Annotated in this window: 13 protein-coding genes, 1 other RNA gene and 1 pseudogene; 9 read left to right on the top strand and 6 right to left on the bottom strand. The window is 71.1% G+C overall.

Going from position 1 to position 15,380, the window contains the following annotated elements:
* Position 1: 1 nt before the first annotated feature.
* From AWQ70_RS35225 to AWQ70_RS35205, 4 genes are all read left to right on the top strand, one after another.
* Positions 2-742, top strand: a complete 741-nt coding sequence (locus AWQ70_RS35225) for a zinc ribbon domain-containing protein (protein WP_067186213.1) — start codon at positions 2-4, stop codon at positions 740-742.
* Positions 739-2,124, top strand: coding sequence for a bifunctional RNase H/acid phosphatase (locus AWQ70_RS35220; RefSeq protein ID WP_174552455.1), 1,386 nt, complete (start codon positions 739-741; stop codon positions 2,122-2,124). Before AWQ70_RS35225 ends, AWQ70_RS35220 begins: the two co-directional genes overlap by 4 nt.
* 236 nt (positions 2,125-2,360) lie before the next feature.
* An RNA gene (rnpB, locus tag AWQ70_RS35215) (RNase P RNA component class A) lies at positions 2,361-2,762 on the top strand.
* Between the two features lie 698 nt (positions 2,763-3,460).
* Entirely contained in the window at positions 3,461-3,895 is a 435-nt protein-coding gene (locus AWQ70_RS35205) for a hypothetical protein (protein WP_157530845.1), read from the top strand.
* Positions 3,896-4,148: 253 nt separating this feature from the next.
* On the opposite strand, the gene AWQ70_RS35200 is transcribed toward AWQ70_RS35205, so the two are convergent.
* Positions 4,149-4,823: a DNA alkylation repair protein gene (locus AWQ70_RS35200; RefSeq protein WP_218004771.1), complete on the bottom strand. Its 675-nt coding sequence runs from the start codon at positions 4,821-4,823 to the stop codon at positions 4,149-4,151.
* A gap of 221 nt (positions 4,824-5,044) precedes the next feature.
* On the opposite strand from AWQ70_RS35200, the gene AWQ70_RS35195 reads away from it, so the two are divergent.
* Positions 5,045-5,713 (top strand): hypothetical protein, encoded by a 669-nt coding sequence (locus tag AWQ70_RS35195; RefSeq protein WP_067186203.1) that lies wholly within the window; start codon positions 5,045-5,047, stop codon positions 5,711-5,713.
* Between the two features lie 95 nt (positions 5,714-5,808).
* Here the strand turns inward: AWQ70_RS35195 and AWQ70_RS40760 are convergent, their stop codons facing one another.
* Complete coding sequence (locus tag AWQ70_RS40760; protein ID WP_218004769.1) at positions 5,809-6,171, bottom strand: hypothetical protein; 363 nt, start codon at positions 6,169-6,171, stop codon at positions 5,809-5,811.
* A 530-nt stretch (positions 6,172-6,701) separates the two neighbouring features.
* Here AWQ70_RS40760 and AWQ70_RS35185 point away from each other — a divergent pair.
* The 4 genes from AWQ70_RS35185 (at position 6,702) to AWQ70_RS35170 (ending at position 9,732) form a co-directional block, all read left to right on the top strand.
* A complete protein-coding gene (locus tag AWQ70_RS35185) occupies positions 6,702-7,016 on the top strand; it encodes a hypothetical protein (protein ID WP_157530843.1) in 315 nt (104 codons plus the stop codon).
* Positions 7,017-7,080: 64 nt separating this feature from the next.
* Positions 7,081-7,836, top strand: coding sequence for an ATP-binding cassette domain-containing protein (locus AWQ70_RS35180; RefSeq protein WP_067186198.1), 756 nt, complete (start codon positions 7,081-7,083; stop codon positions 7,834-7,836).
* The gene (locus tag AWQ70_RS35175) at positions 7,833-9,059 is read left to right on the top strand and encodes a DUF7224 domain-containing protein (RefSeq protein WP_067186196.1); all 1,227 of its coding nucleotides are present in this window, start codon (positions 7,833-7,835) and stop codon (positions 9,057-9,059) included. The genes AWQ70_RS35180 and AWQ70_RS35175 overlap by 4 nt, the downstream gene beginning before the upstream one ends.
* Positions 9,049-9,732, top strand: coding sequence for a hypothetical protein (locus tag AWQ70_RS35170; RefSeq protein WP_157530841.1), 684 nt, complete (start codon positions 9,049-9,051; stop codon positions 9,730-9,732). Before AWQ70_RS35175 ends, AWQ70_RS35170 begins: the two co-directional genes overlap by 11 nt.
* Before the next feature lie 54 nt (positions 9,733-9,786).
* Here the strand turns inward: AWQ70_RS35170 and AWQ70_RS38270 are convergent, their stop codons facing one another.
* The 4 genes and pseudogenes from AWQ70_RS38270 to AWQ70_RS40075 all read right to left on the bottom strand — a co-directional run.
* Positions 9,787-10,443, bottom strand: coding sequence for a type II toxin-antitoxin system PemK/MazF family toxin (locus tag AWQ70_RS38270; RefSeq protein WP_084518154.1), 657 nt, complete (start codon positions 10,441-10,443; stop codon positions 9,787-9,789).
* Between the two features lie 171 nt (positions 10,444-10,614).
* Positions 10,615-11,631: an NAD-dependent epimerase/dehydratase family protein gene (locus AWQ70_RS35160; protein ID WP_067186192.1), complete on the bottom strand. Its 1,017-nt coding sequence runs from the start codon at positions 11,629-11,631 to the stop codon at positions 10,615-10,617.
* An 85-nt stretch (positions 11,632-11,716) separates the two neighbouring features.
* Positions 11,717-14,017: a SulP family inorganic anion transporter gene (locus tag AWQ70_RS35155; protein ID WP_067186190.1), complete on the bottom strand. Its 2,301-nt coding sequence runs from the start codon at positions 14,015-14,017 to the stop codon at positions 11,717-11,719.
* A 52-nt stretch (positions 14,018-14,069) separates the two neighbouring features.
* Positions 14,070-15,380, bottom strand: a pseudogene (locus tag AWQ70_RS40075) (hypothetical protein); the annotation flags it as partial.

Here is a 15,380-nt window from a genome sequence, read left to right as displayed (position 1 = left end):
GATGAAGGCCGCACCCGAAGCACAGAAGCGTCTGCTCGACCTGGCGGAGCTCGACGCGGGCATCGACCGGCTCCGGCACCGCCGCCGCACGCTGCCCGAGCTCGCCGAGATCGAGGAGCTGTCCAAGAGCCTCGCCCGCGCCGCCACCCAGACCATCGCCGCCGAGACCGAGGCCGGTGACCTCGCGAGAGAGCAGGCGAAGGCCGAGGCCGACGTGGACGCGGTCCGGACGCGGGTCGACCGCGACCAGAAGCGCCTCGACTCCGGCCAGGTGACCTCGCCGAAGGACCTGTCGAGCCTGCAGTCGGAGATCGCCTCGCTGCACCGCCGCCAGAGCGATCTCGAAGAGGTCGTGCTGGAGATCATGGAGCGCCGCGAGGCGGCCGACGCCCACGTCGTGACCCTGAAGGCGCAGCGCGACGAGGCCGCCGCGACCCTGGCGGCCGCCGAGGAGCGGCGCGACGCCGCCTTCACCGAGATCGACAAGGAGGCGGCCGAGCTGCAGGACCGGCGTCCCGCGATCACCGCCGACATCCCCGACGACCTGCTGGCGCTGTACGGCAAGCTGCGGGAGCAGTTCGGGGTCGGTGCCGCCATGCTGCACGGCGGGCGCTGCCTGGGCTGCCGGACCAGCCTGTCCATCGCCGACCTCAACCGCATCCGCGCGGCCGCCCACGACGAGGTGCTCCGCTGCGAGGAGTGCCGCCGGATCCTGGTTCGCACCGCGGAGTCCGGCCTGTGAGGTTCCTCGTCGAGGCCGACGGCGGATCCCGGGGCAACCCGGGCCCGGCGGGATACGGCGCCGTGGTGAAGGACGCCGACGGCCAGGTGCTCGCCGAAGCCGCCGAGGCCATCGGCACCGCGACCAACAACGTCGCCGAATATCGCGGCCTGATCGCGGGCCTGTCGTCCGTGCTGACTCTCGGCGGGGAGGGCGCGTCCGCAGAGGTGCGGATGGACTCCAAGCTCGTCATCGAGCAGATGGCCGGCCGATGGAAGATCAAGAACGAGGGGCTGCGGCCGCTCGCTCTCGAAGCCGGGGCACTCGCCCGGAGGCTCCGTGTCACCTGGAAGTGGATCCCGCGCGAGCAGAACCGCCACGCCGACCGCCTCGCCAACGAGGCCATGGACGCCGCGGCCAAGGGCCTGAAGTGGGAGTCCACCGGAGTCGCCGCGTCCCTGCCCCCGGCCGCCGCGCCGGAGCCCGAGTCCGTGCGGGAGCCCGCCCGGCAGTCCGTACTCGCCGAGCCTCTGCCGTTGGGGGAAGCCGCGCCGACCATCCCGGAGTCCGCTGCTGAGGCTCTGCCTCACGCGGAAGCCGCGCCGCCCGCCCGGGGGCCCGTACGCGCCGCGCCCGAGCCCGAGCTCGAGACTGTGCCGGAGCCCGCCGCCTCGCTGTCCGCGCCGTCCGCGCCGTCGAGGCCCGCCGCCGGGACCGCTCCGGCGGCTCCGGTCCAGCGGGAGCGGGTCAGGGCCGAGGGCACCGGCTGGATGGCCCGCCCCACCCGTGTCGCCACGTCGTTCCTGCTGCTCCGGCACGGCGAGACGCCGTTGTCGCTCGAGAAGCGCTTCTCCGGCGTGGGCGACCCCTCGCTCACCCCCGCGGGCCTCGCCCAGGCCGACGCGGCCGCGCTCCGCCTCTCGCGCGAGCCGTACACGGTCGACGTGATCGTCAGCTCCCCGCTGACGCGGGCGAGGCAGACCGCCGATGCGGTCGCGGCGCGTACCGGCGTGCCGGTACTGGTCGAGCGGGACCTGCGCGAGGCCGACTTCGGCGCCTGGGAGGGCCACACGTTCGCCGAGATCCAGCGGGACTGGCCGGCCGAGCTGGCCGCCTGGCTCGGCGACCCCTCGGTGGCGCCGCCCGGCGGCGAGAGCTTCGCGGACGCGGGACGCCGGGTCGAGCTCGCCAGGGAACGGATCGTCGCCGAGCACGAGGGCAAGAGCGTGCTCGTCGTCTCGCACGTCACGCCCATCAAGCTGCTGCTCCGCTTCGCGCTCATGGCGCCGCCCGAGGCCCTGTACCGGATGCATCTCGACCTGGCCTGCCTCTCGGTCATCGACTACTACGCCGATGGCCCCGCCGTCGTACGGGCCCTGAACGACACCGCCCACCTGGGCTGAGCCGTAGGCGGGCGCCGACTCGCCACCGCAGGTCGAGGAGGGCTCGGGCCGCCGCTACCGGTCGTGGTGCCCTTCCCCGTCATCGGTCGCGTAGAGCCCGGCCTCCGGCCCCTGCCCCGCCGGTCGAGCGCCCGGCGGCCCCCTTGCCGTCAGCGATCGTGTGTGGGACGGCCTTTGGCCCTTGCCGCCGAGTTGGACGGTGCTTGGGAGGCCGTTAGGCTTGGACGCACGGCGGACGAGCCGGCCGGGCGGCCGCGTCGGGGTCTCGTGTTCTGCACGGATCCCGCCGAGGAAGGTCCGGGCTCCACAGGGCGAGGTGGTCGGTAACGCCGACCCGGGGCGACCCGCGGGACAGTGCCACAGAAAGCAGACCGCCCCCTTCGCGGGGGTAAGGGTGAAAGGGTGGTGTAAGAGACCACCAGCGCCCACGGTGACGTGGGCGGCTCGGTAAACCCCACCTGGAGCAAGGTCAAGAAGGGACGCTCCGCGAGGAGCGTCCCGCGCGCGACGTTCGAGGGCGGCCCGCCCGAGCCGCGCGGGTAGACCGCTTGAGGCCGCCGGCAACGGCGGTCCTAGATGGATGGCCGCCGGTCGGCGAAAGCCGGCCACAGAACCCGGCCTACAGGCCGACTCGTCCGCCCCAAAGCCTGTGCCGCGCTTCTCGCGCTGACTCCGGCCGAGCGCGCGGTGCAGCTCCGCGCCCGGAGCGCACTGTGGCGGTACGCCGATGCCATGTGGCGCAAGGTTAAGGAAACCGTCCCTGACGGAACGGCCGTCGTTCGCTTCGACTCCGTGGCGGCTCTGCGTGACCTTGCCATCGAGCTGCTTGGCGCGGCCAACATCGCTTACGCCGTCGTTGGCGACTCGGAGGAGCCCGATGATCCCGTTCCGGCGTAGCCCCCGATGGGTGCGTGGCCTTACGGCGCTGAGAAGGCATGGGCGGAGGCGACAGGGAGCAGCGAGGAAGAGTAGGCATTCGTTGTCGGCCACTGTGCCCAGGTGGTGACCGACGGGTTCGTGAAGATCTCGTTCTCGCCGAAGAGGCGCGGCTGGGTCGAGGCACATCCAGGGCACATGACTGTGAGAAGCCGCGCGAAACGACGAGAACCAGCGAACTCCGAAAGCCCAGCTCGGCGTACGAGCCGGGCGGCGATCGCGGGTCAGCCGTTACAAGGGATCAGATCTACGACACATGACGCCTGACCGTGGTGCCCTTGGGCTCGCGGCGTTCGTCCCGGCCCAGGGGGCCGGCCGACCTGAAGCGCATCGAGACTACGCCGACGGAGAACTCGTTCACGATGAACTGGAGTCCTGAGTCGATCTACGATGTCGATTCATGACTTTCCGGGTCTGGTGCTATCTGCTGGCGCTGCCATTGATGGCGGGGTGCGTGTGCGTTCCATCCCGGCACGAAGTGGCCATGCCGCCCGCGAACGCGACCCCGCAGGAGGTCGTCACGGTGTGGCTGGAGGCGATGACCGCCAAGGATTCGGAGACGGCGCTGGCCCTGATGGTCCCCGGCGAGGACCACTCGATGGAGTTCGAGCATTCACAGGGCCCCTTCAAGAACTGGATCGACATTTCGGGCCTCGAAGTCGGTGAACCCTACGAGGCCATCGACTGCGAACCGGGCGAACAGTGTGTCCGGGTCCCGGTCAGCTTCAAGCTGTGTGCCCACGAGTTCACCGGTGACGGCGACCCGTGGACCCACCCGTTCACGGTCCAGAACGAAGGCGGGCGCTGGCTCGTCAAGGGATACGGCTCGGGCTGAGTTGCCGCCTTGGTAACGGGTCTCTCAGCAGGGCACATCCAGGGCGCAGCGCTCCGAGAAGCGGGGGCAATCACTGTCAAACGACGAGAGCGTTTTCCAGGTCAATGCCAGTCGGCTATCTCCGTGCAGGTCGTGAGCTTGCCGAATTAGAGCCCGGCCTGCAGGCCGACTCGTCCGCCCCTACTTTTCTGACCTGGGTTATGTTCAGGTCGGCTGCCGCTGTTCCGGGCTGTTCCCAGGATCGTGAGCCTTCCTACTCGTCGTGCTGTCGGCGCACCATCTCGGTGATCCAGATGGGCGCGAACGGAGACGTGCAGCCCGGGGAAGTCGGATAGTCCTTGAGCACTTCCAGGCGCTCACCGATGTCGATCGCACGGGTGCGGTGCTCGGCGTGCTCGATCCCGATCTGAGCCAGGCAGTGGTTCATCGCCCACTGCAGGCGATGCGGGGCGTCTTTCATCTCCGCCTCGATGACGTCGAGCAGTCCTGCGAGGTCGAGACCTTCGGGCTTCTTCGCCACGCGTTCGGTGGTCAGCGCCCAACCGGCACTCGCGACCACTGGATCCGGATCGGCGGACCAGGCCAGGCGCAGTTCTTCGGAGTGCGGGTTCTTCTTCACCACGTAGTTCACGAGCCAGTCGTGCACCTTGGGCGTGCGCGCCTCGCGCAACATGACGTCCAACTCGTCACGCTCGAACGCCTTCGGACGGCAGATCAGGATCGCCAGCAGTCTCGCGGCGGTGTCATCCGTCTCCCAGAGGCGGCACGCGAGTTCCTGCTGCGTCTTCAGCCGCTTCGCGAGCGCGCGCAGCTTGCTGAGGTTCACACCGTGATCGTCACCGTGTCTCTCGTTCACCTCGCGTGTCCTCGGGTCCTCGAGCCCGGCCAGCTCGGCCATCACCTCGGCCACCATCGTCTCGGCCACCATCGTCTCGGTCACCGTCGTCTCGGTCACCGTCGTCTCGGTCAGCGTGGTCTCGGCCACCTCAGCCTCCTGTCCATCACCTGCGAGATTCAGCCTACGAGCACTCGCATGTCAGCTCAGCCTTCTCAAAATCGGCCATGCCGCGGTCCTGGCAGTGACTCCATGATCGAGATCGACTGACGCCCGCCGACTCGTCCGTTCGGCTTCCGCATGGGATGGGGCTCATGACTGCTCATGATGTGGCCCGGCGGTTGCCCGCTGTGCCGGTGCTGCGTGACCTGTGCCGGTCCATGGCCCTGCTGGAGGCGGTCCTGAGCCCGGACTGGGAGGACCGCTGCCACTCCTTCGACCCGAGCTGGAGCGTGGCCGGGGAGATGGCCTCGATGCGGAACGGCTCGGGAGACGAATACTCCATCGTCTTCTCGGCCGGAGGCGCGTACGTTCGCGGCTTCGATCACGAGGCGGTGATGAGCCCGTACAGGAACGACGGCCCATGGCCGGGAGTGCTGGACGGCGTCCCCGCCGCATTCCGCCATTGCGTGGAGGAGCCCGCGTTCTGTGACGAGGACGGCATGCCGATCGTGACCACCTGCATATCGCGCGAGGCCGCCGACGCCTGCTGGCGCGTGGGAGAGATCGAGTACCCCGGCGGTGTGGACGACCCGGACGGCTCGGCGCACCTGTTCGCTCTGCTCGTCGATCCGTCTCCGGAGGCGTTTCAGCGGTTCGCCGAGGACTACTACGAAGTTCCCGTGGACCTCGACGCGGTGCGGCACGTTCATGCCCTTCGCCCGCTGACACAGGCGGTGGTCACCGCGCTGAACGCCGACCTCACCGTGGAGGACCTCGCCGAAGACCTCGCGGCATGCCGGTATCCGTCCGCCGCTGGGTGAGAGACGGCTGGATCGGCGAGCGACGATCGGCGGGCTCCGGCGCCGCCGGGCGTGAAAGCGTCCGATGCGATGAGCCGAGGCGGCGACGCACGGAATCAGTAGCGTCCATCGAGGGCCTCGACCAGGCCGCGCAACTCCCGGGCCTTCCGCCGCGACATCCCGGAGATCACCGCTTCAAGCTGTTCACGGGCCTGCCACGGGTCGCCGCAACATGCCCATTCCGTGCAACCGTCGCTCTCGTCGTCCCACAGGCGTCGACCGGGGTCGTGGACGAAGCTTCGCCAACGAATGAAGGAGGACCCGACCGAGCCCGGCCACAGGTACTTCTTCTCACGCTCGATGCGCCGGACCTCGGCGAGGGCCGCCCGGGACAGACCAGGAATGATCCTGGTCCCGTCCTGCGTTCGCGAGCGGCGCGCAAGCCCGGTACGGACGTGGCCGGGCCGTCTACGGGGCATCGCTCTTTCCGGTGATCGTCACGTCGCCATCGTCTCATCGATGCGGGAATGTGAATCCGCGGGCTGTCCGCTTCTTCTCCTGCGAGCTCCTCGTCGTACACACTCTCCATGAGATTTGCTCCTTCGGCATCACTCTGCGATAAGTCAGCCGAATCGGCGCGGCCGGCGCCCGGTCGGCGGTGCCGCAACGCCGCCATTCGTTGACACCGCATGGAGCTCGTGCATTCACCCTGCTTCGATGCGAGTCGCACTCGGGCCGGCGTTGCCCGCCGGATGGTCGAACGGCCTGCCGTCGTGGTCCGGATAACCAGAAATGGGATATCCGGACGAAGGGAAATCGAAAGGCAGGGGTCATCCAAAACTACCGTTTATGCGCGTGGTGACGTGGATCACACAACAATTCTCTGTTGATTTACAGGAGATCTTGAGTATTGTGAACCCGCCGAGTCATGATCTCTGTGATCCGGTCGAACCCTTTCAGTGGAAATCGCCCCGTGCGATGTCCGACCCCCTCAGTGAAGGAGTTCACCATGCGGATCGCGCACTACGCGCGGAGGACGATCGGTGGCCTCGCGGCCGCGGGTCTCCTCGCCATGGGGACGCTCGCGGTTACCCAGGGGACCGCGAACGCCGCGCTCAGCTGCAAGACGTACTACAAGGGAGACGGGCTGGCCGCTACGGCCACCTGCTCCGGCACCGGCCAGTGGCGAGCCATTTTCGACTGCGACTGGCAGACCGACGTCTGGGTTCCCTCGCGGACCGGATGGCACACGAACTCTGGAAGTTACTACAACGAGTGCGTTTTCGAGTTGCTCGGCGTAGACTACCAGATCCGCGGAAACTGAAGCCGAGGGCGATTGTGGGGAAAGCGTCACCACAATCGCCCTCTTCTCTGTCCTGAGAGGGACTATGCCGGTAGTCGAAGCAGAGGGTCTGGCGCAGGGATACGGGGCCAAGGAAGTGATTCCGGAGGTGACGCTGTCCGTCTCCGTCGGGATAACCGGACTCCTCGGACCCAACGGGGCGGGAAAGACGACGCTGCTGCGCACTCTCGCCACGGTGGCGCCTCCGCGAAGAGGGCGTCTGGCTTTCCTGGGACAGGAACTGCGCTCTGAGCGTGAAATCAGGAAAGCGCGCCGTAACATAGGCTTTCTGCCGCAAGATTTCGGCTACTTCGCCTCGTTCACCGCATATGAGTTCGTGAATTACTGCGCCTGGCTTCGCGAGGTCCCGCGGAAGGTGCGGCCCGCCGCCGTTTCCGAGGCGCTGGAGCGGGTCGGCCTTTCTTCCCGGGCTCGTACGAAGATGGGCGCGCTTTCCGGAGGAATGCTCAGACGGGCGGGCATCGCGCAGGCGATCGTGGCGGGACCGCGCCTCGTGCTGCTGGACGAGCCGACCGTCGGACTCGACCCCGAGCAGCGGCTGGACTTCAGAGAACTGCTGAAGAGCCTCGTGGAGGACGACACGGCCGTTCTGCTCAGCACCCACCTGGTCGAAGACGTCGCGGCGGTGTGCGGCGACCTGCTCGTGTTGTCCGACGGCAAGATCGTGTTCGCGGGCAGGGCGCAGGCGCTCGAGAACATGGCGAATCCCGACGCCAAGGGGGACACCCCCCTGGAACGCGGCTACATGACGGTTCTCAAGCAGGTGGCCCACCAGGCATGAGGAACATCTTTCTCCTTGAGATCCGGCGTTCGTCCCTGCTGCTGTGGATCGCGTTGTTGTCGCTCGCCGTGATCGCGGCGCTGTTCCGCAGAGTGGATCTCTGGGCCGACGTGTGGCCGCGGGCGAGCGCCGAAGTGGCGATGGTCGCCGGTTATCTGGAATGGCCGGTGGTGGCGGCGCTCGGCGCCTGGTCGGCCCAGCGTGTACACCGATCCGCGACGGACGCGCAGTTCACCGCGGCCCGCCCCGCGTGGCAGGTGGCGGCGGTCCAGTTCGCGGCTCTCTGGTGTCTGGCGCTCGTGCCGCTGGCACTCGCGCTGCTCGTCGGCATCGCGGTCGCCTGGGGGTCGCCGGGGTTCGTCTGGCCGGCCTACCCGCTGTCGGCGGTGGCCGCGATAACGGTCGCGGCCGGGCTCGGGTTCGCCGCGGGACTGCGGTGGCGGTCGCGTCTGACGGCCCTGGCCGTCGCGGTCGTCTTCCTGGTCCTCATGGGGTTGCGGGAGTTCAGCGAGATATTCTCGTTCGTCCCTCTGTCAGGACCGCCTCATCTCACGGTCGCTGCGGCGGCGCTGGCCACCCGTTGTCTGATGGCCCTGCTGGTCGTGGTCCTGGCCGTGTCGCTCCGCGGGGGAGGCCGGGCTCGTGCGATACGCGCGACGGCGGCCGTCGCCGTCCCCCTGAGTCTCCTGGCCGTATGGGCGGCCGGGCCGCTGCAGATCGAGAGAGCGCAGCCCTCGCACGCCGCCTGTGCGCGCCCTGACAGCGACCCGGCGCCCGAGGTCTGCGTGTGGCCGGAGAACCGGTCGCACCTCGCCGTGGCGACGGAGGCCGTGGGCAGGCTGGTGGAGGCGTCCATGGGCACGGTCCCCATCCCCCGGCGAGTGGTCGACGTGGGTCTGGCGTGCGGGAACGGTGGCTCCTGCCTGACGTTCACCGCGACGGGCGACCGTGGCCGCGTGGTCGGCGAGATGGCGTTCTGGCTGGTCCCACTGGCCGACTGCGAGGACCCCGCGACGACGGAGCGCTTCCGCGCCAACGTGATGCTGGAGACCTGGCTGGAGAGCAGGGCCCTGCACGTGGCGAAGAGCGCGGGGCTCGGCCCGCAGGAGATCAGAGACCAGGACCGGGCCGAGGTGGACGGGGTCCTGGCGCAGCCGGCGCAGTCCCAGCGCCAGTGGGCGCGGCGGCAGGCGCGAACGGCCTGGTCGTGCGATGAGCGATAGGGCCTCCGGTCTCGTGCTGCTCTTCCGCGCCAGGGGGCTCGCCCACATCCTGTACGCCCAGGCGGCGATCCTGGCCGCGGTCGGCGTGTGGGGGAAGACCGCCACGGACGCCCCGCGGCTCCTGGACTCGTCGGCGGAGGCGGAGCCGATCGCCGTGCTCGCCGCGCTGCCTCTCGCCTGCCTGATCGTGCTCAGCCTGGCCAGCCGGATGGGCTCCTTCGAGCTGGCCGCGGCGCGCCCGCTGCACTGGGTGGACGCGGCACAGCTCGGCGTTCTGACCCTGGCGACGACGGCGGGGCTGCTGGCCGCGCTCTTCGCGGGCGGCGGGCTGGAACTCGCTCCCGAGGCCCTCCGGAACCTGATGTGGTGGATCGGGGTGAGCTGTCTCTCCGGCGCGTTCATGGGCCGGGCGCTGGCCTGGCCGTTGCCGCTGGCGGTGCTCGTCCTCGTCTACGTCTTCGGCACACTGGGCGAGGGCGGGCTCCAGGCGTGGGCGGTGCCGCGGCTGCCCGCCGAGCGCGGGTACACCTGGGCGGTGTCGGCGGTCCTCATGGCCGTCGGAACGACGCTGCTGATCCGGCGTACGGCGCTGACCCGATGGTGGAGCAGAGGCCCGTCACTCGGCGTACCTCCACGATCGCCGGCCGTCCGGTCGGCGCCCCGCGGCCGTTAGGGAGACTCCGAGAGATCATCGCCCCTGCCGCCCGCGGCCTTTGCCGGACCCTCCCTAACGTGTGATCCCGTGCAGTGAGCACACGTGACGCCAGACCGAGCGGTCCAGTTCCCCGGCGCGGTCCTGGAACGCCGACGTGGTGACCCGGATCGGGTCGCTGAGGTCGAGGAAGCTGTTGTGGTCGGCGTCGTGGTCCCACGTGCGCGTGGGGATCTCGATGTGGTCGCTGCGATGCCGCTGATCCTGGCTCGTGATCTTGAGCACCTCGGCCCCGCCCCGGTGCGTCCGCAGGACGACGCAGGGCCGGACCTTGGAGCCCGGCCCGTCCTCGAACGGCACGTCCGCCCACCAGATCTCCCCGGGATGCTGGACGGCGGCCGCGTCCCGCCCGCGTGACGGCTCTCCTCGGCGCTGCCCGGCGGGTGTGCCGGTGGTCCGATGGCCGGGGGCGGGAGCGCCGCTCCCATGGCCCGCAGGGCGCCTCTGGGCCGGTCTGGACGGTGCTCCGCCCGCGCGCCCGCCACGCGCACCCGACGCGGTCCCGCGCGAGCCGCCGCCGGAGCCGCGCGCGCCGCCGCGTGAAGGACCGCGCGATCCGGTCGAGGGCAGGTGCGCGTCCCGGCTCCGCCGCCTCGACGCGGCCGTCAGCGCCGCGACGAGAACGGCCCCGAGCACGATGATCGGAATGACGAGCTGTGGCAGATCCCGCATGGCCGCAAGCCTAGAGCGCCGCGGAAACCGTGCGAAGCCGGCCTGTGGACAACGAGACCGACCGGGGACGCGCGCCCCGGCGGCCGCTCAGCGGCGGGCACCGTGCCGGGGTCGCCGCCCCGGCACGGCTCGACGCGCCCGGCACGCGCGGGGACGAGACCGCGGCCCCGGTCAGGAGCGGGCGTCCCAGGCGGCGAGGATGCGGGCCTCCTTCTCCGGGTCGATGCCGTGCCTGAGCGCGGAGGACCCGAAGCTGCGCCGGTCTTCCGGGATGTCCTTCAGCCACTCCCAGGTGTCCCGCACCGTCTCGCTGACGGGACGGCAGGTGAGCCCGGCGGCGAGGGCCTTGGCCGAGGACGGCAGCCACACCCCGGCGGTCTCGGGCCCCTCCGGCATCCACAACGGAAGCTCCGTCCACATCTGGACGTCGTGCTCCCGCAGGAAGGAGTCGTCGACCCAGACCAGCTCGGCGTCGGAGCCGGTGACCTCGACGCAGTCCCGCAGCCAGTCGCCGTACGTCGTGTTGCCCGGAACGCCGGAGGTGAGGAACCGGCCGGTCGTGCCCTTGGCCGCCTGCTCCACGGTGAACGCCGCGATGTCCCGGGCGTCGATGAGCTGCATGGCCTGCGACGGGTCACCCGGCGCGAGCACCCGGCCGCCCCTGGCGATGCGGGTGAGCCACCACGGCAGCCGCCCCACGTTCTCGTACGGCCCGATGATGAGACCCGGGTCGATGATCAGCGTGTCGCCGTCGAAGTGCTCCTCGACCGCGCGCTCGCAGCCCGCCTTGAGAACGCCGTAGTCGCCGTGGTCCGCGTCCGCGTCCGCCGGGCACTCGTACGTCGGCGAGTCCTCGTTCACGCCCGGCACGGCCGGGAAGTCCGGGAACGCGGAGATGCTGGAGATGAACGTGTAGTGCGTCGCGTGGCCGGACAGGCGGCGCACCGAGTCGAGGACGACCCGCGGGGTGTAGCCGCAGACGTCGATGACGGCGTCCCACCGGCGCCCCTCGACGAGACGGTCGAGGTCGGCGGGCACCTCGCGGTCCCCGTGCACGGCCTCCACGCCGGGCATGTCCGGCCTGCTCTTGCCGCGGTTGAACGTGGTGACCTCGTGCCCCTGGCGGAGCGCGTCCGCCACGATCGCCCGGCCGAGGAACACGGAACCGCCGATGACCAAGATTCTCATGCCGTCATCCTTCGCCCGCGGGTCGCGGCTGTCTCCCCGTTTCACGATGGGCGGACGGAGTGCGCCCGGAGCGGACGGCCCCGGATCAACCGGTGCGCAGCGCGGGCACGGGCGTGAAGCGCTCCTGCTGCAGCAGATGGACGCTGGCCGAGCCGATGTCGAAGTACAGGCCGGACAGCTCCAGCTCCCCCGACCGGAGCAGGGCGTCCAGGCGGGGATGGGAACGCAGGTTCTCGAGCTGCTGGATCACGTTCACCCGGCAGAGGCGGTCGAGCGGGCCCGCGTCGTCCTCCGTGCTCTCCGACGCCACGAACCTGGCCAGCGTGTGCCGCCCGTGACGAAGCCAGCCGCGCAGGGCGGGGAAGCCGCTGTCGAACTCGGCCGGCGCGGCCGGGATCTCGCCCAGCAGGGCCACCATCGCGCCGCACCCGGAATGCCCGCAGACCGTGATCTTCCGTACGCCGAGGACGCCCACGGCGTACTCGATCGAGGCCATGACGGAGTCGTCGTGCGGCGCGGCACGGTGGCGGGGGACGAGGTTACCGATGTTGCGCACCGTGAACAGGTCGCCCGGCCCGCTCGCGGTGATGATGTTCGGCACGATCCGCGAGTCGGCGCACGTGATGAACAGGTGGGAGGGCGCCTGCCCGCGCGCCAGCCGGGTCAGCAGGGGGCGCACCAGCGGGGCCGTCCGCCGCTGGAACTCCTGCGCCCCCTTCAGCAGGTCCGGCACGGCGTGCGCCGCACCCCCGGAAGCCCCGTTCTCGGAAGCTCTGCCCTCGGATGTGGGGGACGGCAGGGCGGGAGCCGGGATCGGCGCGATCTCCCCGGGGTGCGGGCCGGAACGCCGGTACGCCCACGGCAGCCACCACCGGTCGTGCCGGAACGGGCTCTTGGCGGGGAACATCCGGGTGCCACGCACGGCCGCCGAGTACCACTCGTCGTGCAGCTCGTCGATGTCGACCGTCCCTCCGGCGCGCTCGTGCTCCAGCCGCCAGTTGTGCAGGGTCTCGAAGGCGGCGTTGTCCATGAAGTCGACGTGCAGGTCGAGCTCGACCGCCGCGCCCCCGGGGACCGCCCGCAGTGCCTCGGTCAGGCGCGGCACCCCGAGAAAGGTGAGCGAGCCGGTCACGACGACGCGCCAGCGGTCGTCGTCGGGCCGCGCCTGTACGGAGAGCCAGGTGAGCCGCCGGAGCGCGAGCAGCGCGGCCAGGCCGAGCCCGGCCAGGACGCCCTCGGCGAGCCCGACCAGCACCACGCCCGCCATGGTGACGAAGTAGACCGGCATCTCGCCGTGGCCGCGCAGGTTGCGCACATGGCCGACGTTCACCATCTGGACGCCGATGAAGAGCAGCAGCGCGGCGAGCGCCTCCATGGGGATGAGCGTGATCGCCCAGCCGAAGGCCAGGGTGAAGACCAGCACCCACGCGCCGTGCAGCACGGTCGACCAGCGGCTGCGGGCGCCCGCCCGGGCGTTGGTCGTGGTCCGTACGACCACGCCGGACACGGGCAGGCCGCCGAGCGCGCCCGAGATGACGTTCGCCGCGCCCTGCGCGGTCAGCTCCCGGTCGAGGTCGGCGCGCGGCCCGCCGTGCATACGGTCGGACGCGACGCAGGTGAGCAGCGACTCGACCCCGGCCAGCAGCGCGACGAGCAGCACGGACGACACGATGGCGTGCCAGTCGCCCGCTGGCAGGACAGGTCCCTCCAGGGAGGAGAACCCGCCGGTCAGGTCCACCCGGGTGATGTCCCAGCCCAGCACCGTCGCCGGGACCGCGCCGATCAGCAGGGCCGCGAGCGGCGCGGGGACCGCGCGCAGGCGGGGCAGCCGGTTCCACACCAGCAGGGCGGCGATGGTGATGACCCCCACCATGACGGCGTGGCCGTGGTTGTTCACGACCTGCGAGGGCAGCTCCAGGAGGTTCTCGATCGCGGAGCTCTGCGGCTTGCCGCCGAGCACGATGTGGAGCTGCGAGAGCGCGATCACGACGCCGACCCCGGCGAGCATGCCGTGGACGACGGCGGGCGACACCGCCAGGGCCGCCCGCGCCACCCGTACGAGGCCGAGCAGGAGCTGCAGCAGCCCGGCCATCACCGTGATCATGCAGGTGGCGCGCCAGCCGTACGTGTGGACGAGGTCGGCGACCACCAGTGACAGCCCGGCGGCCGGACCGCTGACCTGGACCGCGGACCCGCCCAGGGCGCCGGCGACGATGCCGCCGACGACCGCCGCCACGAGTCCTGCGGCGATCGGGGCCCCTGACGCGACGGCTATCCCGAGTGAGAGAGGAACCGCGACGAGGAAGACCACCAGCGAGGCGGGAACGTCGTGCCGGAGCACCGACCGCCAGTCACTCTTCGTACTCGAATAGCCGCTCTCCGTCATGACGCGACCCTAAAACAGGGGTCGCGTCCCGGTCAGGCAAGCGGGGGGAAAGTCAGCGGTAATAGTCGGGATAGTCGCTCTCGGGGGTGCGGTGGCTGCCGCGCCGCCCGGTCGGCTCGGGTGTGGTCCCGTACAGCTCGTCGTAGGACGGCCAGCTCCCGGCCGCGGGCTTCTGCTCCGGCCACGCGGAGGGCTCGGGCGCGGCCCCGTACCCCTGCCGGCCGTACTGGTCGCCCTGCTCGTACGGCGTGGCCGGGGAGGCGTGGGACGGGCCGACGGGAGGCGCGGAGGAGGGCGTGGAGCCGGTCACCGTGTCGGAGTCGTCGATCGTCGCCCAGCCGGCGCTCACCTCGTACGACGGCGAGGACGGCGTGGACGGCGTGGACGGGTAGGCCGTGCCGCCGGTAGGGGAGGAGTAGGAGTCGTAGCCGCCGTACGAGGGGGACTGGTAGCCGTGCGGGGGCTCGGGGTCGTCCAGCACGTCGCGCACCCCCGACCAGGCGGGTGTCGCGGGCGGGGGAGGCGTCTGCCCCCAAGCCGGTTCCTCGGCTGCCGGAGCGGACGGAGCGGGCGCCGGGGGCACCGCGTAGGACGGTCCGGTGTCGGAGGTGAACCGCCCTGTCGGGCCGTACGGGTCCACCGGGGGCACGTCGTAGGACGCGGGCCGCTCGAACATCCCGGTCATCGGGACGGCGCTCTCGAACGGGCCGGTGGACGGGGCGGGGCCGGTGTCGCGGATCGCCTCGAACATGCCGGTCTCGGGGATCACGCTCTCGAACGGGCCGGTGGACGGGGCGGCGGAGGGGGCGGGGCCGGTGTCGCGGATCGCCTCGAACATGCCGGTCTCGGGGATCACGCCCTCGAAGGGACCGGTCGACGCGCCGGGGCCGGTCGCACCGCGTACGGCCTCGAAGGAGCCGCTGCCGCGCGGGCTGGTCAGCGGGTCGGCCGGAGGAGCGGAGAAGGGGCCGGTCGGCTGCGAGGCCGCCCGCGGGCCGGTGGACATCGGGGCGCCGCGGTCGAGCAGCGGGTCGGGCCGCGAGGCCGGGGCCGGGACCGGGGTGCCGAGCGCGCCGAGCGCGTCGGAGGCGGAGAACGTCATCGTCTTCTGCTCGGCGAGCGCCGAGGTGGGGGTGGCGCGCAGCGGCTCGACCAGGTCGGCCAGGCCGGGCGAGCCGGTGTGCTGCGCGGACGCCGCCTGCGGGACGGCGTCGGGCTCGGGCACGGCGACCGGGCGGGACGCGCCGGGCTGCCCGCCGGCCGCGCCGTCGAACCCGCCCTCGTCGGCCCGGACCCGGGTCCAGTAGCCGTCGTCGTAGTCGTCCTGCTCGCCCCACTCGTCGACACCGCGCCGGCCGCGCGC

The organism is Microtetraspora niveoalba (genome assembly GCF_001570405.1).
Classification (GTDB): domain Bacteria; phylum Actinomycetota; class Actinomycetes; order Streptosporangiales; family Streptosporangiaceae; genus Microtetraspora; species Microtetraspora niveoalba.
Note: the sequence above shows the minus strand (reverse complement) of the source record. Positions and strands in the feature narration are given on the sequence as shown.